This is a genomic window from Actinotalea fermentans, assembly GCF_007991475.1.
GTDB lineage: Bacteria > Actinomycetota > Actinomycetes > Actinomycetales > Cellulomonadaceae > Actinotalea > Actinotalea fermentans.
Window position 1 is genome coordinate 301,105 of sequence record NZ_BJYK01000009.1, and the last position, 26,666, is coordinate 327,770.

Annotated in this window: 18 protein-coding genes; all 18 read right to left on the minus strand. The window is 73.9% G+C overall.

What is annotated here, in order from left to right; translation table 11 throughout:
• Position 1: 1 nt before the first annotated feature.
• The 18 genes from AFE02nite_RS13340 to AFE02nite_RS13425 all read right to left on the minus strand — a co-directional run bounded on the left by AFE02nite_RS13340 (position 2) and on the right by AFE02nite_RS13425 (position 26,662).
• The gene (locus AFE02nite_RS13340) at positions 2–5,866 is read right to left on the minus strand and encodes an Ig-like domain-containing protein (protein ID WP_146819809.1); all 5,865 of its coding nucleotides are present in this window, start codon (positions 5,864–5,866) and stop codon (positions 2–4) included.
• Positions 5,866–7,413 carry a serine/threonine-protein kinase gene (locus tag AFE02nite_RS13345; protein WP_186814559.1) on the minus strand — a complete coding sequence of 516 codons (1,548 nt, stop codon included), beginning with the start codon at positions 7,411–7,413 and terminating at the stop codon, positions 5,866–5,868. Before AFE02nite_RS13345 ends, AFE02nite_RS13340 begins: the two co-directional genes overlap by 1 nt.
• The gene (locus AFE02nite_RS13350; protein ID WP_146819810.1) at positions 7,410–8,723 is read right to left on the minus strand and encodes an FHA domain-containing protein; all 1,314 of its coding nucleotides are present in this window, start codon (positions 8,721–8,723) and stop codon (positions 7,410–7,412) included. The genes AFE02nite_RS13345 and AFE02nite_RS13350 overlap by 4 nt, the downstream gene beginning before the upstream one ends.
• The gene (locus tag AFE02nite_RS13355; protein WP_146819811.1) at positions 8,720–9,556 is read right to left on the minus strand and encodes a PP2C family protein-serine/threonine phosphatase; all 837 of its coding nucleotides are present in this window, start codon (positions 9,554–9,556) and stop codon (positions 8,720–8,722) included. The genes AFE02nite_RS13350 and AFE02nite_RS13355 overlap by 4 nt, the downstream gene beginning before the upstream one ends.
• Before the next feature lie 159 nt (positions 9,557–9,715).
• Complete coding sequence (locus AFE02nite_RS13360; RefSeq protein ID WP_034247050.1) at positions 9,716–10,714, minus strand: polyprenyl synthetase family protein; 999 nt, start codon at positions 10,712–10,714, stop codon at positions 9,716–9,718.
• Positions 10,711–12,282, minus strand: a complete 1,572-nt coding sequence (nuoN, locus tag AFE02nite_RS13365) for an NADH-quinone oxidoreductase subunit NuoN (protein ID WP_034247051.1) — start codon at positions 12,280–12,282, stop codon at positions 10,711–10,713. The genes AFE02nite_RS13360 and nuoN overlap by 4 nt, the downstream gene beginning before the upstream one ends.
• Entirely contained in the window at positions 12,279–13,883 is a 1,605-nt protein-coding gene (locus AFE02nite_RS13370; protein WP_034247052.1) for an NADH-quinone oxidoreductase subunit M, read from the minus strand. Before AFE02nite_RS13370 ends, nuoN begins: the two co-directional genes overlap by 4 nt.
• A gap of 8 nt (positions 13,884–13,891) precedes the next feature.
• Positions 13,892–15,901, minus strand: a complete 2,010-nt coding sequence (nuoL, locus tag AFE02nite_RS13375; RefSeq protein WP_034247053.1) for an NADH-quinone oxidoreductase subunit L — start codon at positions 15,899–15,901, stop codon at positions 13,892–13,894.
• 7 nt (positions 15,902–15,908) lie between these two features.
• A complete protein-coding gene (gene nuoK / locus AFE02nite_RS13380) occupies positions 15,909–16,208 on the minus strand; it encodes an NADH-quinone oxidoreductase subunit NuoK (RefSeq protein WP_034247055.1) in 300 nt (99 codons plus the stop codon).
• Positions 16,205–17,053, minus strand: coding sequence for an NADH-quinone oxidoreductase subunit J (locus AFE02nite_RS13385; protein ID WP_407643101.1), 849 nt, complete (start codon positions 17,051–17,053; stop codon positions 16,205–16,207). Before AFE02nite_RS13385 ends, nuoK begins: the two co-directional genes overlap by 4 nt.
• Entirely contained in the window at positions 17,050–17,667 is a 618-nt protein-coding gene (gene nuoI, locus AFE02nite_RS13390; RefSeq protein WP_261765648.1) for an NADH-quinone oxidoreductase subunit NuoI, read from the minus strand. The genes AFE02nite_RS13385 and nuoI overlap by 4 nt, the downstream gene beginning before the upstream one ends.
• Before the next feature lie 79 nt (positions 17,668–17,746).
• Positions 17,747–19,108 carry an NADH-quinone oxidoreductase subunit NuoH gene (nuoH, locus tag AFE02nite_RS13395; protein ID WP_052113768.1) on the minus strand — a complete coding sequence of 454 codons (1,362 nt, stop codon included), beginning with the start codon at positions 19,106–19,108 and terminating at the stop codon, positions 17,747–17,749.
• Positions 19,105–21,783, minus strand: a complete 2,679-nt coding sequence (locus AFE02nite_RS13400) for an NADH-quinone oxidoreductase subunit G (RefSeq protein ID WP_146819812.1) — start codon at positions 21,781–21,783, stop codon at positions 19,105–19,107. Before AFE02nite_RS13400 ends, nuoH begins: the two co-directional genes overlap by 4 nt.
• The gene (gene nuoF / locus AFE02nite_RS13405) at positions 21,780–23,105 is read right to left on the minus strand and encodes an NADH-quinone oxidoreductase subunit NuoF (RefSeq protein ID WP_034247459.1); all 1,326 of its coding nucleotides are present in this window, start codon (positions 23,103–23,105) and stop codon (positions 21,780–21,782) included. The genes AFE02nite_RS13400 and nuoF overlap by 4 nt, the downstream gene beginning before the upstream one ends.
• Complete coding sequence (gene nuoE, locus AFE02nite_RS13410) at positions 23,105–23,920, minus strand: NADH-quinone oxidoreductase subunit NuoE (protein ID WP_146819813.1); 816 nt, start codon at positions 23,918–23,920, stop codon at positions 23,105–23,107. Before nuoE ends, nuoF begins: the two co-directional genes overlap by 1 nt.
• Complete coding sequence (locus AFE02nite_RS13415) at positions 23,920–25,269, minus strand: NADH-quinone oxidoreductase subunit D (RefSeq protein WP_034247457.1); 1,350 nt, start codon at positions 25,267–25,269, stop codon at positions 23,920–23,922. The genes nuoE and AFE02nite_RS13415 overlap by 1 nt, the downstream gene beginning before the upstream one ends.
• The gene (locus AFE02nite_RS13420) at positions 25,269–26,114 is read right to left on the minus strand and encodes an NADH-quinone oxidoreductase subunit C (RefSeq protein ID WP_034247455.1); all 846 of its coding nucleotides are present in this window, start codon (positions 26,112–26,114) and stop codon (positions 25,269–25,271) included. Before AFE02nite_RS13420 ends, AFE02nite_RS13415 begins: the two co-directional genes overlap by 1 nt.
• Complete coding sequence (locus tag AFE02nite_RS13425; RefSeq protein ID WP_034247453.1) at positions 26,111–26,662, minus strand: NADH-quinone oxidoreductase subunit B; 552 nt, start codon at positions 26,660–26,662, stop codon at positions 26,111–26,113. The genes AFE02nite_RS13420 and AFE02nite_RS13425 overlap by 4 nt, the downstream gene beginning before the upstream one ends.
• Positions 26,663–26,666 lie beyond the last annotated feature (4 nt).

The window sequence follows — 26,666 nt, forward strand, 5'->3', positions numbered from 1 at the left end:
GTCACGGTGTGCCTTCTCCTTCTGGCGGAGGGGTGGGCCCCTCGATCTCGAGCGTGAAGTCGTAGTCCTGCGCGCGGCTCTCGCCGTCGGCGTTCGTCGCCCAGAGCGTGATCCGGAACCGGTCGCCATCCGCGTACGTGCCGGTCAGGGTCAGCGTCGTCGCGTCTCCGTTGGACTTGTTGCCGCCGGTCTGCAGCCGGTAGCCGTACTGCACCGCGGCACCGCCGTCGGCGACCGCGGGCCAGCTGATCGTCACGCTCGTCTCGGTGGCGACCACCACCTCGGCGCCGAGGACCTGTCCCGGCAGGGTGACCACGGTGACCGGCGCCGAGGTGCGCGAGTCCCCTCGGGCGCCCTTGGTGTTCACGGCCGTCACGGTGGCCGTGTAGGCGCCGCCGCGCAGGTTGTAGAACTCCATGGAGGTCTGGTGACGGTCCCGGGTCTCCGTCCGCGCGTTCCCGGCCGCGTCGGTGAGCGTGATCTCGTAGTGGTCGATGTCGATGCCGTCGCCGCCGGTCTCGTTCGTCCTCTGCCACGTCACGCGCACCCGGCCCTGGCCCGGGTCGTTCCACGGCCCGGAGCTGTCGACGGCCTCGACGCTCGGCACCTGTCCCGGCCGGCCCCAGATCTGCCCCTGGGTCGACGTCCACGGCGACCAGCCGACGGCGTTCCGGGCCCGCACCTCGATGGTGTACCGGTGGCCCTGGACGGCGGGGAACGTGCACTGCGTGACCCCGCAGGAGGCGTCCGCGCGGGGCGCGCCGTCGACCCGGAGCTCGTACTCCTCGATCGGCTCGCCACCGTCGGGGGGCGCCGCCCAGGTCACGGCGATGCTCGAGCCCTCCGACGCGTCCGTCGCGCTGAGCGACAGCGGCGCGTCCGGCACGCGGGCCGGCTTGCCGGTCGCCGCGGGGCCCCACGCACCCGGCTGCGGCGCGCTGTTGCGCGCCCGCACGCGCAGCGAGTACACCGTGCCGTTCGCGAGGCCCGTGATCGGGATCGACGTCGCCGACGTCGTGAAGGACGTCTGGCCCGACGGCGTCGCCGGGCTGATCTCGACGAGGTAGTCGATGATCGGCGAGCCCGGGTTCTCCGGCGGCGTCCAGCTGACGTCGAGGCGGCGGTCGCCGCGCTCCACGCGCGGCGCCGCGGGTGCGAGCGGCTGCGTGTCCGGCCGGGCCTCCCCCGAGGCCGGGCTCGGCTCGGACCACCCGACGGCGTTGTGCGCCGCCACGGTGAACGTGTACGTGACGTCGTTCGTCAGGCCCGTGATGGTGCACGCGGTCGAGGGACAGGTCTGCGTGAGGCCGCCGGACGCGGTGACGCGGTAGGAGTCGATCGGCTCGCCGTTGTTCGCGGGCGGCTCCCACGCGAGCGCGACCGCGCGGTCGCGGGACTCGACCACCCGCGGCGCCGCGGGGGTCGCCGGCTTGCCGCGCACGACGACGGTGATGCGACCCTCGACCATCCGGTCCAGGTCCGGCAGGACGTCCTTGACCGTGTAACGCACCACGAGCTGCCCGATGTAGCCCGCCGCCGGGTTGACGACGACGGTCGAGCCGCTGACGTGAGCCGTGCCGGCGCCGGGCGTCTCCACGGTCGCCGAGACGACCGACAGGGGGCTGGGCGCGAACGGGTTGAAGGCGCCCTCGAGCACCCGCACCACGGACTCGCCGCCCTCGACGCCGTCGGGCACCGTGAAGTCGAGGACGCGCGCGAGCGGCTCCCGGCTCGCCACCACGCGGGTGTCGACCTGGACTGCGAGCGGCTCGGTCCCGCCGAACCCGAGCTCGATCGGGATCGCGCCGACCGTGCCACGGGCCGTCGACATCTGCGCGGCGACGACGAGCATCGAGCCGTCCAGCGAGACGTCGAAGCCCGCGGGCAGCGGGGTGCCCAGCCGGTACGTGTACCGGGACGCCGCGTCCTCGTCGACGCTGGCCGGCTCGGACGTGAACACGGCCAGGTCCACCCGCCCGGACGAGGCCTGGGGCACCTCCAGCACCGACGGCGTGAACGTCGGCGGGTGCTCCTCGCGGGCCAGGACCATGATCTCGAAGGTCAGCGTCGCGTCGTGCGTCGTCGGGTCGCTCAGCGGGCCGTCGGTGACGTGCACCGTGACCGACGCCGGACCGGAGTAGTCGGCGCGCGCGGTGAAGCGCAGCGTGTCGTCGTCGACGACGAGCGGCGAGCCGTCGGCCTTGGTGGCCACGACGCGCGAGCGGTCGCCGATGCGCGGGGACCGCCCCGGCGCGACGCGCACGAGCTCGGCGAGCTCGAGCGTCAGCGGCTCCCCCGCGATGACGGACAGGTCGTCGGTGCCCGGCCGGTGCATCGGCGGGAAGTCGCCGAGGGCGGGCACGGTGATGAACGCGTACGACGAGACGCGACCGGCGTCGGGGTGCTCGTTGACCAGCAGGTACGGGAGCGTCTGCGGCTGGTCGACCAGCGTCACGACGACGGTGCCGTCACCCGGGGCCACGGCCGTGGCGCCGGCGGACACGGGCACCTCGACGGTGAGGTCGGCGAGCGAGCCGCTCGGGTTCTGCGCGGTCTCCATGACGTTCACGGCGACCTGCGTCTTGTTGATCGTGTCGACCGCGGGCACCACGATGTCGGCCGCGACGGGCGGCAGGAACGGCGCGTCCTCGTCGACCGTCACCGTGAGCACGCCGGTGTCGTACCCGCCGCGGTCGTTGCGGGCCGTGTAGAGGATCTGCACGACGCCCTCGGCGTCGGGCGCCTCCACCAGGATCCGCCTGCCCTCGGTGCGCGCCACGACGCCCTCGGGCTGGATGGTCAGCGCCTCGTCGAGCGTGAGCTCGCCGGCGCCGCCGCCGTCGTCGTTCGCGAGCACGCGGACCTCGATGGTCTGGCCCGGGCGGACGGTCACCGCGTCGTCGCGCGTGACGACGGGCACCGCGCCCGAGGGCCGCGCCGCGATGCCGACGCGCACGGTGGCGACGGCGCGCTGCCCCGTCCAGTCCTCGACCGCGTACGTGAAGGTGTCCGTGCCGATCTCGCCGGGCAGCGCCCGGTAGACGATCGAGTCGGACCCCACCGAGCTGACCAGGCCCTTGGTCGGCGGCTGGTCCACGCCGAGCAGCGTCACGCCGTCGCCGTCGTCGTCGATGCCGACGAGCGGCACGTCGATGGTGACCTCGTCGCCCGCGTAGGCCCGCGACGTGAGGTCGACCGGGCGCGGCGGGGCCTTGCTCTCGGCGTCGGACGCGTGCACCGCGATGGTCACCGTGGCGGCCGTGACGTTGCGCATCGGGTCGCTGACCTCGAACGTCGCCCGGACCTCCATCGGCGTGCTCGGCGCCTGGTAGCGCAGCACGTCGCCCGAGATGAACATCAGGCCGGCGGTGGGCGCCTCCACGAGCGTCGGCACGAGCGTGAGGGGCTCGCCGTCGGGGTCGAACGCGCCCTCGAGGACGGGGATCGTCACGACGCCGCCCGTGCGGACCGTGGCCGTCACGTCGGGCACGACCGGGGGCTGCTGGCCCGCGGCGGCCGGGACGGGCTGCACGACGACCTGGCCCACCGCGGTGTCCAGCCCGTTCGTGATCGTGTACGTGAAGACCTCGGGCGTCTCGAACGTGCGCGTCGTGGAGATCCGCAGCAGCTGGTGGTCGAGGACCGCGACGCGCAGCGGGCTCTCGCCGGGTACGGACACGCTCTGGACGACGAGCACGCCGCCCGTCGGGTCCGTGTCGTTGGCCAGCGGGTCGATCGTCACCTCCCCGCCCGGCGGGAGCAGGGCGACGTCGAGCACGGCCGTGGGCGGCGGCAGCTCCTGCGGCGCCTCGAGGACGTCCACCCGGGCCAGGCCGGTGGCCTGCTGCGGCGGCGCGGTGATGACGTAGGGCACGTAGAACGTGCCGGGCGTGCGGCCGGTCACCGTGAAGGTGCCCGCGTCGAGGTCCGTCCTCAGCTCGAGGCCCACGACCTCCTCGACGCCGGCCAGCCGCGCGGGCTCGCGGCCCTGGCTGCGCACGTAGTCGAGCGCGTTGACGGTCGCCGGCTTGTCGACGTAGGTGACCACGTGCACGGGCTCGAGGACCGGCGGCAGCGAACCCGCCGGGCGGATGTCGACGTACAGGGTGCCCTCGACCGACGCGACGCCGTCGGAGACCACCACGGTGATCGCCTGCCGGCCGAGCGCGCTGCCGTCGGCCTGGAACCGCAGCCGGCCGTCGCCGCGCGCCCGGGCGCTGCCGCCGGTGCCGACGGCCGAGACGAGCACCATGGGGTCGCCGTCGGGGTCGCGGAAGTCGGCGAGCACGTCGTACGTGCCGATGCCGCCCTGCTCCACGGTGAAGGCGCCCACGCGCAGCTGGGCCGGGGCCTCGTTCTGGCCGTCGCCGCGGACCGTCAGGGTGACCAGGGCCGTCGCCGGGGCGGCCGTGTCGCGGCCGTCGATCACCGTGTACCGGAAGCTCGTGCTGCCCGACGCGTCGTCCCTGACCGTGAGCTGGAACGCGCGCCCGCCGTAGACGGGCGTCAGCGTGCCGAACGACTCCTCGATGTCCTCGTAGGTGTCGATCGCCAGGATGCCGCAGGCCGACGACGCGTCGTTGTCGACGACGGGCAGGATCATCGTGCGCCCGCGGCGCACCCCGAACTCGTCGTCGACGGCGGACGGGGGCGCGGCGTCTGCGCTGCACTCGGCCTGCAGGGTCTCGGCGGTGACCGCCTCGCGCTCGGACTCGTCGGGCTCGTCCTCGGTGTCCTCCTGGATGTCGGTCCAGTTCGGCTCGCGCACCTCGGCGTCGACCAGGGGCAGCCACAGGCGGCCGTCGCCCACGTCGTTGAGCGCGACGACGTCGCGGTTGACGCGGAACACCAGCTCGTCGGTCGCGGCGATCTCGGCCAGGTCCTCGACCACCGGGGCGTCGTCGCCGCACACCCGCAGGTAGTTCTGCGTCGCGGACGCCCACGCGCCGTGCACGCAGGCGCCGACGCGCACGGGCGCGGACGGCTTGCCCTGGCCGGCCGGCAGGACGCGCGGCTCGCCGCCGTCGAGCGGGACGTCCAGCAGCGCGCCCTGGACGCCGACGAGGACGCTGTCCGCCGCCGGGCCCGGCTGCTGCAGCTCGATCAGCCCCTGGTACTGCGACAGGTCGACGCTGGCCGAGCGCGTGTGCAGCGTGGTCCCCGAGAGGACGACCACCTCGTCGCCCACCGCCGTGATGGCGTCGATGCCCGCGCCCGCGCCCCCGTCGAGCCGGCCGTCCTCCTCGGCGACGTTGCTCTCCGGCGTGACCCGCACCCGGTACGCCGCACCCTCGGCGTCCACGGCGAGCACGGCGCCGCTGCGGGCGACGACGGCCGCGCCGCCCTCGCCCAGCTCGAGGTCCGGCTCGTCGACGTCGACCCGCAGGCCGCCGATCATCGCCGTCGGCCGCGCCCAGACGTTGCCGTCGGCGGAGCGCGTCACGGCGGTCGTGCCCGCGGCCATCGAGACCAGCGTGCCGCCGCCGATCGAGGTCTGCCCGGCGAGCGCGACGTTCGCCGGGTCGACCACCGCCACGGTCCCCTGCTGGACGAGCAGCACATCGAAGCCGTCCTGGAGCACGTCGAACGGGCTGCCCCCGGCGATCAGGCCCGCGTTGAGCTCCTCGACCACCGGGTTGTACCGGCCGAGCCGCAGGTCGGTCTGGTTGGTCAGCCACACCGTGCCGTCGTGCAGGTCCATCTGGGACACGGGCGCGCCCGGGTTGATGACCGCGAACACGGCCAGCACGGCCGGCGCGGTGCCCCATGCGGCCCGCGTGAGCAGGCGACGACGACGGCCGTCGAGCACCCCCCTCGCGGCGTCGTCCGCCCTGCGGTCCCGCCAGCGCCCCCCGAGCCCCCTCATCAGTCGGCGCACCCCCGTACGGGCGCGGAGGACCGGCCGTCGGCCCGGACGAGGGCCACCTCCACGCAGACGTCCTCACCGGAGGCCGGGACGCTGAGCGTGGCCGTCTGGACCAGCTCGGCCTGGCCGGCCACGCCCGCCGGGTCGAGCCGCGCCCAGGTGTACCGGTCGCCCTCGAGCGGGTCGGGGTTGGCCCAGGTGAACACCGCCTCCCCGCCGACGACGGCGCCGGCGAGGTCGGTGGGCGCGGGCACCGCGCGGGTGATCGGCGGCGGCTGCGAGCCCGTGGGCTCGGGCTCGGACGTGTCCGGCGGCCGCGTGGCCAGGACGGCAGCGGCGCCCGCGCCCAGGAGGACGACGACGGTGGCCACCCCCGCGGCGACCCGCCGGCCGCGCCGCGCCTGGGCCACGGGGGCCTGACGCTCGGCCAGCACGGCGGCCTGGTCGCGCCACGCGAGGGGGACGCCGTCGGGCCCGGCCGCGGTCCGCGCGTCGGCGACGGCGGTCGGCACCGCGATCGCCGACACGGCCGCCGCGGCGACCGGGTCCGCGGGCGGCGGGACGGCGCCGCGCGGCGGTCCGTCCGGGGCGACCGCGGTGATCGGCCGCAGCCGCGTAGCCTGGTCGGTGCCCGGGGTGGGCTCGCCGGGCGCTGGCCGGTCGGGGGTCGCGGCGTCGCCCGCCTCGTCCGACAGGTCCAGCGGCGTCAGCGCCAGGCTCAGCTCGGCCTCGACCTGCTGCAACGCCCGGGCGAGGGCGAGCGCCGAGTGGTGCCGGCGCGCGGGGTCGCGGTCCATGGCCCGCGCGAGGACGGCCTCGAGGCTCGAGGGCACGTCCACCCGGCCCGTCAGCGGCAGCGACGCCCGCTCGATGCGCGAGACGAGGTCGGCGGCCGTGTTCGGCCCGCCCGGCAGCTCGAACGGCGAGCGGCCCGCCAGGAGCGAGTACACCGTCGCGGCGAGCGAGTAGACGTCGGACCGGGCGTCGCCGTGCGGGTCGTCCGCGAGGAGCTCGGGCGGCGACCACGGGATGGACATGCCGACGGCCGCGGTGGCCGTCGTCGCGGCGATGCCGAAGTCCGTCAGCGCGGGCCAGCCGAAGTCGGTGACCAGGACGTTCGCCGGCTTGATGTCGCGGTGCAGGATGCCGGCGCGGTGCGCGGTCTCCACCGCCGAGGCCAGGCGGACGCCGATCCGCAGCACCTCGGCGACGCTCATCCGCTCGCTGCGGTACCGCTCGCCCAGGCTCGGCCGGGAGCAGTACTCCATGACCAGGTACGGCCGGCCGTCGCTGGCCATGGCCGCGCCGAACACCGTGACGATCGACGGGTGGTGCGACAGGGTGGCCATGAGGTCGGCCTCGGCGCGGAACCGCTCGCGGATCTCGTCGCCGAGCGCGCTCGCCAGCAGCACCTTGACCGCGACGAGCCGCCGCGGCATCTCCTGCTCGTACAGGAAGACGTCCGCGAACCCGCCCATGCCGAGGAGCCGGACGGGCCGGAACCCCCGGATCGCCGGCGGGGTGGAGGCTTCGCGCTTGGCGCTCACGACCCGAGTTCCACCGTGAACGTCACGCCGTCGCCGATGTCGACGAGGTCACCGGGCACCACGACGGACGGCTCGCCCGGGTGCAGCCGCTGCGGGGCGGCGCCCGGCCGGGTCACGAGGACGCCGTTCGTCGAGTGCAGGTCCGTGACGAGGACGTCGTCCCCGTCCTGGCGCACCTGGGCGTGCGTGCGCGAGATGTCGCTCGTCGGGCTCGGCACCGTGACCAGGCGCGGCAGCTGCGCGTTCGACACGCGTGCGACCTGCGGCGCCCGGCCGATGAGCACGGGTCGCTCGAGGGAGACGACCGCACCCGTCGAGAGCACGACGCGGGCCGGCGGCGGCGCCTGCGGGGACGCGACCGAGAGCGGGCCCGGGCCGCCGTCGAGGTGCGGCAGCTGACCGCGCAGCGCCACGATGTCCGACGTCAGGACCGTCATGCCGTCGTGGTCCTCGTCCTCGGGCGCGCCCGTGAGGACGAGCGGGAGCTCGAGGCTGTCGGTGGGCGCGGCACCGCCGGCGGGCGGGAACGCGGGGGCCGCGGGCGGCGGCGGGGGCGGCGCGACGGCGGGCGCTGCGGGCGCTGCAGGCGCGGCAGGCGCAGCGGCCACGGGCGCGGGGACCGGCGCGGGGACCGGCGCAGCCGGCGGGAACGCGACCCGCAGCGGCTGGGGCGCGGCAACCGGCGCAGGCTCCGGCTCCGGTTCGGGCTCCGGCGCGGGCTCAGGCTCAGGCTCCGGTTCGTGCTCAGGTTCCGGCTCGGGCTCAGGTTCCGGCTCCGGAGCCACCACGGGCTCGGGCACCGGCTCCGGCTCCGGCACGCGGGCCGGCGGCACGGCGTCGATGAGCCCCGGCGCGCCGTCCCGGAGCGCCACGTGCACGGCGCCGGCCCGGACGACGCCCGAGAGCACCGGCAGCCCACCCTCGGCGGCGGCCGCCGCGTCGGACGGACCGGCGTCGGTGGCTCGGACCGTCACGCCACGCGCGTCGGCCACGACCTCCTCGACCCACGTGGCGGCGCGGCCGCCCGTGATCTCCCGCGACCCGTCCGCAGCGACCACCTCGACCACGACGCCGCCCCGGACGATGGCGCGCACGGTGCCGCCCGCGACGGTGACCAGGGCGAACGGCGGCATGGCCGCGAGCCCGCCCGCGAGCAGCGGCTGGAGCTGGGCCGACGTGTCCGCGCCGTCGCGCAGCGACTGCCACACGTCGTGCACGACGGCGGCCGACGTGTCGGGCTCGAGCAGGGCCACAGTGCCGTCGGTGACCACCGCGAACCAGGCGCCGGTGGCGTACCTGGGGACGATCATGAGTGCCCCTCCGTCCGGGAGTAGCGCGGCACCGTCGCGCCGTCGATCTCCTCGATCCACGCGGCGGCCGGCCGGGCCGGCGCAGGCGTGGTGAGCTCGGTCTGCGCGCCGCCCCCGGGCTGGACCGTCGCGACGTCGACGACCACGGCGCTGATGTTGTCGGCGCCGCCCGACGCGACGGCCTCGGCGACGAGGCGCTCGGCGGCCAGCTGCGGGTCGGGCACCGTCGCCAGCACCCGCTCGAGGCGCTCGTGCGGCAGCTCGATGGTCAGGCCGTCGGTGCACACGAGCAGCCGGTCGGTCGGCCCGGCCGGGATGAGCCAGTAGTCGGGGGCCGGCTCGGCGTCCGTGGCGATGGCGCGCGTGATGACGTGCCGCTCGGGGTGCACGCTCGCGTCGGCCGGATCGATCTCGCCGGCGTCGATGAGGTCCTGGACCACCGAGTGGTCCACGCTGATCTGCTCGAGCCGGCCGTCGGCGAGCCGGTACACGCGCGAGTCGCCGATGTTGAAGACGAGCCAGTACTCGGCGCCGTCGTACGCCGCCACCGCGACCCCGGCGACGGTCGTCCCGGCCGTGCGCCCGGCGTCCACCACGTCCCGCAGGCGGCGCGCGGTGCGCCGGAAGCACGCGTGGATCTCGTCCGGCTCGGCCGCGGCGCGGCCCGCGAGCTGCGCGAACTCCTCGACGGCGAGCCGGCTCGCGACGTCGCCGGCGGAGTGGCCGCCCATCCCGTCGGCGACGAGGAAGACGGGCGGGTACGCCAGCAGCGCATCCTCGTTGATGCGGCGTACCAGACCACGGTCCGTGGCCGACCCCCATGACGTCCGCACGCGCGTCCTCTCACTCACGGCAGCGGCGCGCCGCGCGCGCCGTCACCGAAGGGTAACGACCTCGCTCCCCCTTCGCTGGGGGACCGAGGGTGATCCTTCGGACATTCCTGGCGGCTGGACATCTCGGCAGATGGCGCCGCCGTGGGATGTATCGGTCGCTCAGGCGCTGCGGTCAACCAGCGAGTGCGTGAAGGTCTCCAGCGCCTCGCGCACCGGCCCCTCCGGCAGCCGCCCGAGGGCGTCGATCGCGCGCTGCTCCCAGGCCTGCGCCCGGGCCCGCGTCTCCGCGACCACGTCGTGGGCGCGCAGCGCCGTCACGGCGCCCGCGAGCACGGCGTCGTCGGACAGGTCGGAGTCGAGCAGGGCGAGGAGCTCGGCGTCGGCCGCCGTGCCGCCGGCCGCGACGCGCTCGCGCAGCAGCAGCACCGGCATCGTCGGCACGTGGTCGCGCAGGTCCGTGCCGGGCGTCTTGCCGGTGACCTGGGCGTCGGAGGTGAGGTCGATGACGTCGTCGGCCAGCTGGAAGGCGACGCCCGCCGCCTCGCCGTAGGCCACGAGCGCGGCCTCGACGTCAGGGCCGGCGCCCGAGAACATCGCGCCGAACCGGGCCGACGTCGCGATGAGCGACGCCGTCTTGTCCGCGAGCACCTGCAGGTAGTGCGCCACGGGGTCGGCGCCCTCGTCCGGGCCGGCGACCTCGTGCAGCTGCCCGAGGCAGAGCCGCTCGAACGTCGCGGCGAGGATCCGGATCGCCTCCGGTCCCAGGCCGGCCGCGATGGCCGACGCGCGGGCGAAGACCAGGTCGCCGGTGATCACCGCGATCTGGTTGCCCCACAGCTCGTGCGCCGACGGCGCCCCGCGCCGCACGGGCGCGGCGTCCATGACGTCGTCGTGGTAGAGCGTCGCCAGGTGCGTCAGCTCGACGACGGCGGCGGCGTCGACCAGCTGGTCGGCCGCCCCGTCCCCGAGGTGGCCGCACAGCAGCGTCAGCATCGGCCGCAGCCGCTTGCCCCCGGCGTCGACCAGGTGCCGCGACGTCGCCCCGGCGAGCGCGTCCGAGTGCGCGACGGCGTCCCGCAGCCGCTGCTCGACGACCGCCATCCGGGCGGTCACCGCGTCGGCGAGCGCGGGCTCGACCGGGGGCAGCGCCGTCGTCACGGCAGGAAGCGCGCCGCGTCGGCGAGCAGCTCGAGGATCGGCGACGGCAGCACGCCGAGCAGGATCGTGCCGAGTGCGGCAGCACCGATGGCCACGATGGTGAAGCCCTCCCCGCCGATGACCGTCGTGCCCTCGCCGGGGGTGCCGGCCGGGTCGGTGAAGTACATCAGCACGATGAGGCGGACGTAGAAGAACACCGCCGCCGCGGACGCGAGCACGCCGACCAGCGCGAGCCACCACAGGTCGCCCTCGACCGCCGCGGTGAACACCGCGAACTTCCCGGTGAACCCGGCGGTGAGCGGGATGCCCGCGAACGAGAGCAGGAAGAGGGTGAACGCGCCCGCCAGCAGCGGGCTGCGCTTGCCGAGGCCCGCCCACTGCGACAGGTGCGTCGCCTCGGCGACGACCGCGCCGTCGGCGTTCACCTCGCGCACCAGGGTCACGACCGCGAAGGCGCCGATGGTCGCCAGGCCGTAGGCCAGCAGGTACACGAGCACGCCGCTGACCCCGCTCGCGGTGAGCGCGACGACGCCGACCAGGATGAAGCCGGCGTGCGCGATCGAGGAGTAGGCGAGCATCCGCTTGACGTCGGTCTGCACGATGGCGACGACCGTCCCGACGAGCATCGTCAGCACCGCGACACCGGAGAGCAGCGGGACGACGTCCCACTCCAGCGGCGGCAGGACGACGTAGACCAGGCGGAGCATCGCGCCGAACGCCGCGACCTTGGTGCACGCGGCCATGAAGCCCGTGATCGGCGTCGGGGCGCCCTGGTAGGCGTCCGGCGTCCACGCGTGGAACGGCACCGCGCCGACCTTGAAGAGCAGGCCGACGAGCACGAGGACGACGCCGCCGAGGAGCAGCGGGTCGAGGTCGCTCGGGGTGCCGACGGCCGCGGCGATGTCGGTCAGCTTGACCGACCCGGCGAAGCCGTACAGCAGCGCGATGCCGAAGAGCAGGAACGCCGACGCGTAGGCGCCCAGCAGGAAGTACTTCATCGACGCCTCCTGGCTGAGCAGGCGGCGCCGGCGGGCCATGCCCGCGAGCAGGTACAGCGGCAGCGAGAGCACCTCGAGCGCGACGAACAGCGTGAGCAGGTCCGCCGTCGCCGGGAAGAGCATCATGCCGCCGAGCGCGAAGAGCACCAGCGGGAAGACCTCGGTCTGCGCGAGCCCGCGGCGGGTCGCCTCGGCCTCCGTGTCGGAGCCGGGCACCGCGGCCACGGCGGACGCGAACGCGTCCTCCCCGCTCTCGGTCCGGTCCGCGATGACGAGCAGCGCGACCAGGCCGAGCAGCGCGACGACGCCCTGCAGGACGAGCGCGGGTCCGTCGACGACGAGGGCGCCGTCGAGGACCTTCACGCCGCCGGAGTCGGACACGTCGGACCACAGCGCGGCGACCGCGACGACGGCGCCGGCCAGGGCCACGAGGGCCAGGGAGATCTGGGTGACCCGGCGGGCCCGGCGCGGCACGAACGCCTCGACGAGCACGCCGAGGACGCCGGCGCCGAGCACGGCGGCGACCGGGATGAGGTACGCCCACTGGATGTCGGGGGCCTCGAACGTCACTTGTCGCTCCCGTCCTCGGTCGCTGCCACGTCGTCGGACGCGGCGTCCGCCTGCCCGAACAGCACCTCGTGCTCAGCCGAGGCGTCCGTCACGCCCACGCTCTCCTGGGCGACCGCGGCCGGCTCACGCACCAGGTCCAGCGCCGGGGCCGGCCAGAGGCCGAGCACCACGATCGCGGCCAGGAGGGGCCCGACCACCCACCGCTCGCGCGCCGACAGGTCGGCGTGCGGCGCGAGCTCCTCGCGCGTCCGGCCGGTGAAGATCCGCTGGTAGGTGAGCAGCACGTAGATCGCCGCGAGGACGACGCCGAGCGTCGCGACGATCGCCGCGGGCTTGTGCGCGGCGAACGTGCCGACGAACACCAGCAGCTCGCTGACGAACGGCGCCGTGCCCGGCAGCGACAGGGCCGAGAGGCCCGCCACCAGGAACGTCCCGGCGAGCACCGGGACCACTGTCTTGAGCCCGCCGTAGTCGGCGATCCGCGCGGTCCCCCAGCGGCGGACGAGGAAGCCAGCGAGCAGGAACAGCGCGCCCGTCGAGAGCCCGTGCGTGAGCATGTACAGCGACGAGCCCTGGATGCTCACCGACGTGAACGCGAAGATGCCCAGCACGATGAACCCGAAGTGGCTCACCGACGTGTAGGCGATCAGGCGCATGAGGTCCTCCTGGCCGATGGCCAGGAACGCGCCGTACAGGATCGACACGACCGCGAGCGCGATGATCACCGGCGCCGCCCAGCGTGAGGCCTCCGGGAACAGCGGCAGGCAGAGCGTGAGCATGCCGAACGTGCCGACCTTGTCCAGGACGCCGACGAGCAGCACATTCGTGCCGGCGGGCGCCTGCTCCGCGGCGTCGGGCAGCCAGGTGTGCACCGGCCACATCGGCGCCTTGATCGCGAAGGCGAAGAAGAAGGACAGGAAGATCAGGCGCTGCGTCCAGGTGCTCATCTCGGTGCCGACGAGCGAGTCGACGAGGAAGCCCTCCTCGCCGCCCGGGCCCTGCGTGTAGAGCGCGATGACGCCGACCAGCATGACCAGGCCGCCGACCAGGGAGAAGATGAGGAACTTCACCGCGGCGTACCGGCGCTGGGCGCCGCCGAAGAGCCCGATCATGAAGTAGACCGGGATGAGCATCGCCTCGAAGAGCACGTAGAAGAGGAAGACGTCGCGGGCCGCGAACACCGCGACCATGAACGCCTCGAGGACCAGGACGAGCGCGACGTAGGTGCGGATCCGCGAGCCGCCCTCGCCCTCACCGTCGGTCAGGTCCGGGTGCTCGCGCCAGGCGGCGAGCAGCACCAGCGGCACCAGGAACACCGAGAGCAGGATCAGGCTCAGCCCGATGCCGGTGACGCCCAGCGCGTAGCTGACGCCGAACGCCGGGATCCAGGACGCCTGCTCGGTGAGCTGGAGCTGGCCGGCCGCGCCGGTGTCGAAGGCCGCGAGGGCGAGCCCGGCGAGCACCAGCTCGACGAGCGAGAACGCCACGGCGACGTGCCGCGCCCAGCGGCGGGCGGCGGCGGGCAGCAGCCACACCACCACGGCGCCCAGCAGCGGCCAGACGACCAGCGTCGTCAGCCAGGGGAAGGTCGGGTCGGTCATGGTTCCCCTCAGATCCTCACTGCCAGGACGACGGCCACGAGGGCCACGATGCCCACCACCATCTGCAGGGCGTACGAGCGGACGAAGCCGGTCTGCAGGCGGCGCAGCAGCTCGCCGCTGCCCGCCGTGCCGGCCGCGACGCCGGTCACCGCGCCGTCGACGACCGTGCGGTCACCGAACACGAGCGAGCGCGTCAGGTACTGGCCGGGGCGCATGAGCAGCGCCTCGTTGACCGTGTCCTGGAACAGGTCCCGACGCGCGGCCCGCGTGAGCAGGGAGCCGCGCGGCGGCACGACGGCGACCGGTGCGGCCGCGTACTGCCGCCAGGCCAGGAACGCGCCCGCCAGGAGCAGCACGAACGTCGCCGTCATGATCACCGGCACCGGCAGCACCGGCTCGTGGTGCTCGGCGTGCCCGGTCACCGGCTCGAGCCAGGTGGTGAACGCCCCGCCGACGGCGAGCGCGCCGCCCAGCACCGCGGAGCCCACGGCGAGCAGGATCATCGGCCAGGTCATCAGCGCGGGCGACTCGTGCGGGTGCTGCACGTCGGCGGTCTCACCGGCGTCACCCGGCACGCCGTGCCCGTCGTCCCAGCGGCGGGTGCCGTGGAACGTCATGAAGAACAGGCGCGACATGTAGAAGGCGGTGATCCCGACGCCGACCAGCGCCACGGTGCCGAGCACCCACGGCTGCCAGCCCTGGCCGTCGGCCACCGCGTAGGCGGACTCGACGATCTTGTCCTTGCTCCAGAAGCCGGAGAACGGCGGGACGCCGATGATCGCGAGCCAGCCGAGCGCCATCGTCACCCACGTGACCTTCATGGAGGTGGCCAGGCCGCCGAACCGGCGCATGTCCACCTGGTCGTTCATGCCGTGCATGACCGAGCCGGCGCCGAGGAACAGGCCCGCCTTGAAGAAGCCGTGCGTGAGCAGGTGGAAGATCGCGAACGCGTAGCCGATCGGGCCCAGGCCTGCGGCCAGCATCATGTAGCCGATCTGCGACATCGTCGACGCCGCGAGCGTCTTCTTGATGTCGTCCTTCGCGCAGCCGACGATCGCGCCGTACAGCAGCGTGATCGCGCCGACGATCGAGACGACCAGGAGCGCGGTCGGCGCGGCGTCGTAGATCCCGCCCGAGCGGACCACCAGGTACACGCCCGCGGTGACCATGGTGGCCGCGTGGATGAGGGCGGAGACCGGCGTCGGGCCGGCCATCGCGTCGCCGAGCCACGCCTGCAGCGGGAACTGGGCGGACTTGCCGCACGCGGCGAGCAGCAGCAGCAGGCCGAGGACGGTCGCCCAGCCCTCGCCCGCGCTCTCCGCGCCGCGGTTGACCAGGCCGATGTCGGTGGTGCCGAAGAGCAGGCCCATCGCCATGATCGCGGTGAGCAGACCGAGGTCGCCGACGCGGTTGGTGACGAAGGCCTTCTTCGCGGCGACGGCGTTCGGCCGCTCGTGCTCCCAGAAGCCGATGAGCAGGTAGGACGCGAGGCCCACGCCCTCCCAGCCGACGAACAGCAGCACGTAGCTGTCCGCGAGGACCAGCAGGAGCATCGCCGCGACGAACAGGTTCAGGTAGGCGAAGAACCGGCGCCGGTTCGGGTCGTGCTCCATGTACGCGATCGAGTACACGTGGATGAGCGACCCGACGAAGGTCACCAGCAGCACGAACGTCATCGACAGCGGGTCCACCCGCACGCCGAGGTCCACCGTGAAGGTGCCCGCGGACAGCCACGTGCCCAGGTCGAGCTCGGCCACCCGCTCGGCTCCGGACAGGCCAAGCATCTGGACCCAGATCGCGGCCGCGACCACGAACGAGGCGACCGGCATCGCGACGCCCAGCAGGTGGCCCCACCGGTCGCTGCGCCGGCCGGCCAGGAGGAGGACGGCGGCGCCGAGCGCGGGCAGGGCGACGAGCAGCCAGGCGACGTCGATCGCCCCGCCGGCCGACGTCACGGCCATCGCGGGGTCGACGGCGGTCGGGAGCACGGCGGCCAGCCCGCCGAGTGCGTTCGTCATCGGTCCCTCAGCTCTTCAGGAGGTTGACGTCGTCGACGGAGGCCGACCTTCGGGTCCGGTAGATCGCGACGATGATCGCCAGGCCGACGACGACCTCGGCGGCCGCGACGACCATGACGAAGAAGGCCACGACCTGACCGGTGAGGTCGCCGTGCATCCGCGCGAAGGTCACGAACGCGAGGTTCGCCGCGTTGAGCATGAGCTCGACGCCCATGAACACGATGATCGCGTTGCGCCGCACGAGCACGGTGGTCGCCCCGATGGAGAACAGCAGGACGGAGAGCACCAGGTAGTTGCTGAGGTTCACCGCACCTGCTCCTCACCCGTGATGGTCCGCTCCGGCGGCGTGCTGCCGGTGCCCGTGCCGGGATCCAGGTGCGCGTGCACCTCGGCCACCGACCGCTGCTGCCCGCGGATCCGCAGGACGCGCGAGACCGAGTGCTCGAGCGGACGGCCGTCGGGCCCGAGGGCCGGGACGTCCATCGCGTTGCTGCGCGCGTAGACGCCGGGCGCCGGCAGCGGGGTGAGCACCTCGCCGGCCGCGATCCGCGCGTCGGCCCGCTCGCGCTGGCCCACCTTGGCGACGAGCCGCTCCTTGTGCGTCAGGACGATGGCGCCGACCGCCGCGGTGATGAGCAGGATGCCCACCACCTGCAGCGTGATGACGTAGTCGCCGAAGATGATGCGCGCGACGCCGGACGGGTTGCCACCCTCGTTCGCCGCGGTCAGGCCCTGCGGCGCGATGTCCGCCGCCCGCAGCACCACCGAGATCAGCACGGCGCCGAGCCCGATGCCGAACAGCGCCGCGACCCAGCGGTGCGCGCCGAGGGTGTCGGCGAACGTGTCCGCCACGTCGACGCCCACGAGCATGAGCACGAACAGGAAGAGCATCATCACGGCGCCCGTGTAGACGATCACCTGCACGATGCCGAGGAAGGGTGCCTCCTGCGCGACGTACAGCACCGCGAGGCTGACCATCACCAGGATGACGCTGAGCGCGGCGTACACGGTGCGCCGGGCGAAGATGAGGCCGAGCGCGGCGAGCACCATGACCGGCGCGAGGATCCAGAACAGGACCTCCTCGCCGGTGGTGGTGCGGCCGGCCTCCGCGATCCCCGCGAGCACGCTCCCCGCGTGGAGCATCGTCGTCATCGGGTGATCCCTTCAGCGGCACGCAGGGCGTCGAGAGTCGGGTCCTCCGGACGGTGCTCGGCGACCCACGCGACCTGCTCGGGCACCGGGCCGGTCACCGCGCCACGGTAGTAGTCCGTGTCCTCGGTGCCCGGCACCATGGGGTGCGGGGCGGCCAGCATGCCCTCGCCCATGGGAGCGAGCAGGTCCTGCTTCTCGTAGATCATCCCGCGCCGCGTGGGGCCCGCGAGCTCGTACTCGTTCGTCATGGTCAGCGCGCGCGTCGGGCAGGCCTCGATGCACAGGCCGCAGAAGATGCACCGCAGGTAGTTGATCTGGTAGACGCGCCCGTACCGCTCGCCGGGCGAGAACTGCGCGTCGGGCGTGTTGTCGGCGCCCTCGACGTAGATCGCGTCCGCCGGGCAGGCCCACGCGCACAGCTCGCAGCCGATGCACTTCTCCAGGCCGTCCGGGTACCGGTTGAGCTGGTGCCGGCCGTGGTACCGCGGCTTCGTCGGCACCTTCTCGAACGGGTACTGCTCGGTGACCGTCGGCTTGAAGAACGACGAGATCGTGACGCCGAAGCCGGCCACCGGCGACAGCGCGCGGCCGATCGGCCCCTTCTCCGGGATCAGCGACTCGTACGCGGGCGCGGCCGGCGCGGCGACCTCGCCGCCCGTCGTCCGCCGGTTCAGGTCCTTGCCGGCCTTGTCGTCAGCCACGGGGCTCCTCTTCGGTCGGGATCGACGGCGCCGCCTCGAGCGTCGCCGTCGGCTCGCCCTGGGCCCGCAGCCGCGCCTTGCGGGGCGACGGCGGCAGGGTCTGGCCGGGCAGCGGGGGCACGGGGTACCCGCCGGCGAACGCGTCGAACGGCTCGTCCGCGGGCGCGGGCTCGGGTTCGGGCTGCTTCTCCGGGATGAGGAACGTCGCCGCGGTCGCCACCGCCGCGATCCCCGCGAGTACCCAGAGCAGCGTGGTGAGGTCGACGTCGACGAACTGCCGCACGCCCTGGACGGCCGTCACCGCGACGACCCACGCGAGGCCGACCGGGATGAGGACCTTCCAGCCGAACTTCATGAACTGGTCGTAGCGGAAGCGCACGAGCGTGCCGCGGACCCACACGAAGAAGAACATCAGGGCCCAGAGCTTGACGAGGAACCACAGCGCCGGCCACCAGCCGGTGTTGAGCACCCCGTCACCGATGGCCGACAGCGGCCACGGCGCGCGCCAGCCGCCCAGGAAGAGCGTGGTCGCGACGGCCGAGACGTTGAGCATGTTGATGTACTCCGCCAGGAAGAACCAGGCGAACTTCATCGACGAGTACTCGGTCATGTAGCCGGAGACCAGCTCGCCCTCGGCCTCGGGCAGGTCGAAGGGCAGCCGGTTCGTCTCGCCGACCATCGAGATGATGTAGAGCACGAACGCAGGCAGCAGCGGCAGGAACCACCAGATCTGGGTCTGCGAGGAGACGATCTCGGACGTCGACATCGAGCCGGCCAGGATGAACACGCTGACCAGCGACAGGCCCATGCCGAGCTCGTAGCTGATGACCTGCGCCGTCGAGCGCACCGCGCCGAGCAGCGGGTAGGTGGTGCCGGACGACCAGCCGCCGAGCACGATGCCGTACACGCCCAGGGCGGCCGCCGCCAGGATGTAGAGCACGGCCACCGGGAAGTCGGTCAGCTGCAGCGGCGTCGTGACGCCGAACATGGTCACGGCCGGCCCGATCGGGATCACGGCGAACACCAGCAGCGAGCAGAACACCGAGATGATCGGCGCCACCACGTACACCAGCCGGTGCGCCGTGCTCACCATGATGTCCTCCTTGAAGAGGAGCTTCATGGCGTCGGCCATCGCCTGGAACAGGCCGAACGGGCCGTGCACGTTGGGGCCGGGACGGATCTGCATCCGGCCGACGACCTTGCGCTCGAACCAGATCGCCATCAGCACGGACAGCAGCAGGAACACGATGATGCCGACCGCCTTGATCAGGACGATCCACCACGTGTCGTTCGAGAAGTCCGCGGCCCCCGAGGACGCCGCTGCGCCCTCCGCCGCGAGCAGGACCCCGGTCACTGCGCCTCCTCCTCGTTGGTGATCCGTGCCGCCGACAGGCGCACGATGGCGCCGGCGTCCGCGCCGAGCGTGGCGCGCACGGCGGAGCCCGGTGCGTTCGTCGGCAGCCACACGACGCCGTCGGGCATCGGGGTGACGACCAGCGGCAGGGTGACCTGACCGCCCTGGGCGCCCCGCACCGTGAGCGCGTCGCCCGTCGCCAGGCCCAGGCCTGCGGCGGTGCCCGCCGACGCCCGGGCGACCGGCCGCTGCGCGGTGCCGGCCAGGAAGCGCTCGCCGTCCTGCAGGCGGCCGGCGTCGAGCAGCTGGTGCCAGGTGGCCAGGACCGCCTCGCCCTCGCCGACGGCGGGGGGCTCGGCCGCGGCGACCGCCGGGGCCGCCGCACGGTCGCCGTCCCAGCCGCCCAGCTGGTCGAGCTCGGCGTGCACCTGCGTCACGGTCTTCGTGCCGAGCGTCACGCCCATCCGGTCCGCGAGCGCGTCGAGGACGCGGTGGTCGGCCATGGAGGTCGACGTCAGGGCCTGCGGGAACGGCCGCAGGCGGCCCTCCCAGTTGACGAACGTGCCCGCCTTCTCGACCGGCGGCGCCACGGGCAGCACGACGTCCGCCAGCTCCGTCACGGCCGACGCGCGGACCTCGAGCGAGACCAGGAAGCCGACGGCCTCGAGCGCGCGCGACGCCTGCACCGGGTCCGGCAGGTCCGCCGGGTCCAGGCCGCCGACCACGAGCGCGTCGAGCTCGCCGGTGACCGCCGCCGTGAGCATCGCCGCGGTGTCGCGGCCCGGCTCGGCCGGCAGCCGCTCGACGTCCCAGGCCGCGGCCATGTCGACGCGCGCGCGGGCGTCGCCCACCGGGCGGCCGCCCGGCAGCAGGCCGGGCAGCGTGCCCGCCTCGACCCCGCCGCGCTCGCCGGCGCGACGCGGGATCCACACCAGGCGGGCGCCCGTGCGCTCGGCCAGCCGGAGCGCGGCCGTGAGCGCACCCGGCACCGTGGCCATCCGCTCGCCCACGACGACGACGGCGTCCGGTCCCAGCAGCGCGGCGGCCTCGCCCAGGGCGCCGTCGGCGCCGGCGACCAGCGCGTCCAGCACCTCGGGCTCGGTGCCCGGCGCCGCCGGGAGCAGCGTCGCGTCGAGCCGCGCGAGCCCGCGGCTCGCGAACGGCGCGACCGAGAGCACGCGCACGCGGCCCTTGCGGACGCCCTTGCGCAGCCGCAGGAACACGACGCCGCCCTCGTCCTCGGGCTCGTAGCCCACGAGGAGCACCGCCGGGGCCGACTCGAGGTCGGCGAACGTGACCGACATCCGCGAGCCCGCGACGTGGTGGGCGAGGAACGCCTCCTCCTCCGCCGAGTGCGGCCGGGCACGGTGGTCGACGTCGTTCGTGCCGAGGGCGACGCGCGCGAACTTGGCGTACGCGTAGGCGTCCTCGAGCGTGAGCCGGCCGCCGGGCAGGACGCCCACGCGGCCCGCCGCCGCGGCCAGGCCCTCGGCCGCGCGGTCGAGCGCCTCGCCCCACGACGCGCGGCGCAGCTCGCCCCGCGTGCCGTCCTCGGCGACGTCGCGCACCAGCGGGACCGTCAGGCGGTCCGGCATGCCCTGCCACGCGAACGCGAAGCGGTCCTTGTCGGAGATCCACTCCTCGTTGACCGCCGGGTCGTCGCCCGCCAGCCGGCGCAGCACGACGCCGCGGCGGTGGTCGACGCGGATCGCCGCGCCGTTCGCGTCGTGCTCGGCGACGCCCGGCGTCGAGACCAGGTCGAACGGGCGCGAGCGGAAGCGGTAGGCGGCGTTCGTCAGCGCGCCGACCGGGCAGATCTGGATGACGTTGCCCGAGTAGTACGAGGCGAAGGGCCGCCCCGACGTGTCGGTCGTCGCGGCGCCCACCGGCCCGGCGACGTCCTGCTCGGGCACGCCCATCGCGGCGTTGATGGGGGTGCCGTCGGGCTGCACGCCCCGGTACACCTGCGCGGGCTCGCTGCCGGCCCAGTCGAGCACGCCCGGGTCGAAGCGGCCGATCTGCTGGCCGTGGGTGCCGTGCACCTCGTACCCCGGGGTGCCGCCGCCACGCCCCTGCAGGGCGATGAACGGGTCGCCGGCGATCTCGTCGGAGAACCGCGTGCACCGCTGGCACAGGACGCACCGGTCGCGGTCGAGCAGGATCTCGGTCGAGATCGCGATCGGCTTGGGGAACGTCCGCTTGACGTCGTGGAACCGCGACGTGCCGCGCCCGTTGCTCATCGCCTGGTTCTGCAGCGGGCACTCGCCGCCCTTGTCGCAGGTCGGGCAGTCGAGCGGGTGGTTGACCAGCAGGAACTCGATGATCCCGTGCTGCGCCTTGTCGGCGACGGCGGACGTCCGCTGGGTCTTGACGACCATGCCGGGCGTCGCCTCGGTGGTGCAGGAGGCCTGCGGCTTCGGCATCGGCCGGACGTTGCCCTCGCGGTCCGGGACGGCCACCTCGACCAGGCACTGGCGGCAGGCGCCGACCGGCTCGAGCAGCGGGTGGTCGCAGAACCGCGGGATCGCGATGCCGAGCTCCTCGGCCGCGCGGATCACCAGCGTGCCCTTGGGGACGGTGACCTCGACGTCGTCGATGGTGAAGGTGACCTGGGGGGTCCCCTGCTTCTCGGCGCCGCCGGTCTTCGCCCCGGGGGCAGGTGTGGTCGTCGTCATGCGTGCACCCCAGCCATGGTCCTCGGCGTGTACTCGAAGCGGGCCGCGGCCACCGGGTCGAACGGGCAGCCGCCGCCGGTGACGTGCGCCTCGTACTCGGCGCGGAAGTGCTGCAGGCTCGACGTCACCGGCGAGGTCGCGCCGTCGCCGAGCGCGCAGAACGCGCGGCCGAGGATGTTGTCGCACACGTCCAGGAGCGTCTCGAGGTCCTCGGCGGTGCCCTGGCCGGACTCCAGGCGCTGGTAGATGCCCTTCATCCAGAACGTGCCCTCGCGGCACGGCGTGCACTTGCCGCAGGACTCGTGCGCGTAGAAGTCCGTCCAGCGCGCCACCGCGCGCACCACGCACGTCGTCTCGTCGAAGATCTGCAGCGCACGCGTGCCGAGCATCGAGCCCGCCGCGCCCACCGACTCGTAGTCGAGCGGCACGTCGAGGTGCTCGGCCGTGAAGATCGGCGTCGACGACCCCCCGGGCGTCCAGAACTTCAGCTCGTGGCCCTCACGCATCCCGCCGGCCATCTCGAGGAGCTCGCGCAGCGTGATGCCGAGCGGCGCCTCGTACTGGCCCGGCCGGGCCACGTGGCCCGACAGCGAGAAGATGCCGAAGCCCGCCGAGCGCTCGGTGCCCATGGACCGGAACCAGTCGGCGCCGTTCGCGACGATCGACGGGACGCTCGCGATGGTCTCGACGTTGTTGATGACGGTCGGGCGCCCGTACAGGCCCGCGACCGCGGGGAACGGCGGCTTCAGGCGCGGCTGGCCGCGACGGCCCTCGAGCGAGTCGAGCAGCGCCGTCTCCTCGCCGCAGATGTAGGCGCCCGCGCCCGCGTGCACCGTGAGCTCGAGGTCGTAGCCGGAGCCCAGGATGTCGCTGCCGAGCAGGCCCGCCTCGCGAGCCTCCGCGACCGCCGCGAGCAGGCGGCGGTACACGTGCAGCACCTCGCCGCGCACGTAGATGAACGCGTGGTGGCAGCCGATCGCGTAGGACGTGATGATCGCGCCCTCCACCAGCAGGTGGGGGTCGGCCATCATCAGCGGGATGTCCTTGCAGGTCCCGGGCTCGGACTCGTCCGCGTTGACCACGAGGTAGCGGGGGCCGCCGTCGGGCGCGGGCAGGAAGCCCCACTTCATGCCCGTGGGGAAGCCCGCGCCGCCGCGGCCGCGCAGGCCCGAGTCCTTGACGGCCGTCAGGACGTCGCCGGGCGCCATCGCGAGCGCCGAGCGGAGGGCCTCGTAGCCGCCCGCCTTGCGGTAGGCGTCCAGGGTCCACGAGCGCTCGTTGGCCCACCGGTCGGTCAGGACCGGGGTGAGGGTCGTCGCCATCACGCCTCCTCAGAGGCCTTGCGGCCCGAGTCAGTGCCGGCCGCGCCGCCCGAGGGCGGTGCGGACGGCGTGTCCACGCTGGACTGCTCACCGCCGGGCACGGGTGCGACGGGCGTCTCCTGGGCCCCGGAGGCGGCGTCCGACGCCGTCGCTGCGGGCGCCGCCCAGCCCTTCTCACGCGCGAGTCGCGCGCCGGCCAGCGTCGCCGGGCCGGCGCCGACGCCCTCGCCCGCGCGGCCGTCGGGGAACCCGGCCAGCACGCGGGACATCGCCTTGAACGTGCACACCGACGACGCGCCGCGCGTCGGGGCGACCGGCTCGCCCGCGATCAGCTTGTCGACGACGGCGAGCGCCGACTCCGGCGTCTGCTCGTCGAAGAACTCCCAGTTGATCATCATCACGGGCGCGTAGTCGCAGGCCGCGTTGCACTCGATGCGCTCGAGCGTGATCGCGCCGTCGGCGGTCGTCTCGTCGTGCCCGACGCCGAGGTGCGCGCTCAGCTCGTCGAAGATCGCGTCGCCGCCCATGATCGCGCACAGCGTGTTCGTGCAGACGCCGACCGTGTAGGTGCCGTTCGGGTGCCGCTTGAACTGGCTGTAGAACGTCGCGACGGCCGACACCTCGGCGGTCGTCAGGCCCAGCGTCGCCGCGCAGAACGCGATGCCGTCGGGGCTGACGAACCCGTCCTCGGACTGCACGAGGTGCAGCAGCGGCAGCAGCGCCGACCGGGGGTCCGGGTAGCGCGCCGTGATCGCCGCGGCGTCGGCCGCCATGCGCTCCGTCTTCGCCCCCTCGTAGGGCTCGTAGCTGACCATCAGCGGTCCACGCCTCCCATCACGGGGTCCAGCCCGGCGACCGCGACCACGACGTCGGCGAGCATGCCGCCCTCGCACATCAGCGACACCGCCTGCAGGTTGTTGAACGACGGGTCCCGGAAGTGCGCCCGGTAGGGGCGCGTGCCGCCGTCGGACACCAGGTGCGCGAGCAGCTCGCCGCGCGGGTGCTCGACCGCCTGGGTCGCCTGGCCGGCCGGCACCCGGAAGCCCTCGGTGACCAGCTTGAAGTGGTGGATCAGGGCCTCCATCGAGGTGCCCATGATCTCCTTGATGTGGTCGAGCGAGTTGCCCATGCCGTCCGAGCCGATGGCCAGCTGCGCCGGCCACGCGATCTTCTTGTCGGCGACCATGACCGGGCCGGGGCCCGACGCCTGCAGCCGCTCGAGCGCCTGCTCGACGATCCGCAGGCTCTGGTAGCACTCCTCGACCCGCAGGACGACGCGCGCGAACGAGTCCGCGTCGGTGCTCACCGGGACGTCGAAGTCGTACGTCTCGTAGCCGCAGTAGGGCGTGTGCTTGCGCACGTCGTACGGCAGGCCGGTCGCCCGCAGCACCGGGCCGGTGATGCCGAGCGCCATGCAGCCGGCCAGGTTCAGGTGCCCGACGCCGACCAGGCGGCCCTTGAAGATCGGGTTGCCGAGCATGAGGTCGCTCAGCTGGCCGATGTAGTCGCGGATCAGCGGGAGGGCCTCGCGGATCGTGTCGAGCGCGCCCGGCGGGATGTCCTGGGCGACGCCGCCCGGCCGGACGAAGCCGTGGTTCATCCGCAGGCCGGTGATCAGCTCGAAGATCTTGAGGATCTCCTCGCGCGCGGTGAACGCCGTCGTCATGATCGTCGTCGCGCCGAGCTCGTTGCCGCCCGTGCCGAGTGCGATGAGGTGCGACCCCACGCGGTTGAGCTCCATGAGCAGCACGCGGATGACCGTCGCGCGCTCGGGCACGTCGTCGGTGATCCCCAGGAGCGTCTCGACCGCGAGGCAGTGCGCGGTCTCCTGGAAGAACGGCGCCAGGTAGTCCATCCGCGTGCACAGGGTCACGCCCTGCGTCCACGTCCGGTACTCCATCGACTTCTCGATGCCGGTGTGCAGGTAGCCGACGCCGCAGCGGGCCTCGGTGACCGTCTCGCCGTCGATCTCGAGCATGAGCCGGAGCACGCCGTGCGTCGACGGGTGCTGGGGGCCCATGTTGACGACGATGCGCTCCTCGCCGAGGCGCGCGGCCTCCTCGGCGATCTGCGACCAGTCGCCGCCCGTCGCCTCGAACGTGGGGACGCCCTCGGCGCCCTCGTCGACGATGTGGGCGCTCGCGTGCGGGGTCTGCTGGGTCATCAGTTGTACGCCCTCCGCTGGTCGGGCGGCGGGACCTGCGCGCCCTTGTACTCCACGGGGATGCCGCCGAGCGGGTAGTCCTTGCGCTGCGGGTGGCCCGGCCAGTCGTCGGGCATCTCGATGCGCGCCAGGCCCGGGTGCCCGTCGAAGACGATGCCGAAGAAGTCGAACGTCTCGCGCTCGTGCCAGTCGTGGCCCGGGTAGACCGACGTGCTCGAGGGGATGTGCGGGTCGGCGTCGGGCACCGCGACCTCCAGGCGGAGGCGGCGGCCGTGCGTGACCGAGCACAGGTGGTAGACGGCGTGCAGCTCGCGGCCGACGTCGCCCGGGTAGTGCACGCCCGAGACGCCCAGGCCCAGCTCGAAGCGCAGGTCCTGGTCGTCGCGCAGCGACCGGCACACGAGCACGACGTGCTCGCGCCGCACGAACAGGGTCAGCTCGCCGCGGTCGACGACGACCTTCTCGATCGCGTCGTCGAAGGCCACGCCGGCCTCGTCGAGCACCTCGGCGAGGATGTCGACGACCTCGTCGAACCAGCCGCCGTAGGGGCGCTCGCTCGCGGGCGGCATCGCGACGGTCTTGACCAGGCCGCCGTAGCCCGAGGTGTCGCCGGAGCCCGCGGCGCCGAACATGCCGGTGCGGACGTCGACGACGTCGAGCGGCGTGCGGCCGTCCGGCCCCGTGGGGACGCCCGCGACCTCCTGCGTCGGCACGTGCTGCGAGCCGGCCTCGTGCGCCGCCTCGGTCGCCGTCTGCGGCGTGCTCGGGTCAGGGGTGCCGACCGCGCCGGCACCGGCCTTGGCGGCCGCCGCGGCGTCCTTCTCGGGCCGGTTGGCGTCGCTCATCGGAGCAGCCCCTTCATCTGGGAGGTCGGGGTCGCGGCGAGCGCGGCCTCCTCGGCCGCCCGGACGGCCGCCTCGCGGTTCACGCCGAACGGGCTCTGCCGCACCTGCTCGTGCAGCGCCAGGATGGCGTTGAGCAGCATCTCCGGCCGCGGCGGGCAGCCCGGCAGGTAGATGTCCACCGGCACGATGTGGTCGACGCCCTGCACCAGCGCGTAGTTGTTGAACATGCCGCCCGACGACGCGCAGACGCCCATCGAGAGCACCCACTTGGGCTCGGACATCTGGTCGTAGACCTGACGCACGACCGGGGCCATCTTCTGGCTCACACGGCCCGCGACGATCATGAGGTCGGCCTGGCGCGGCGACGCGCGGAAGACCTCCATGCCGAACCGCGAGATGTCGAACCGCGACGTCCCGGTGGCCATCATCTCGATGGCGCAGCACGCGAGGCCGAAGGTGACCGGCCACATCGACGCCTTGCGCGAGAGCCCGACGAACTTCTCCAGGCTCGTCAGCAGGATGCCGGACGGTGCCTCTTCGATCCCCATCGCG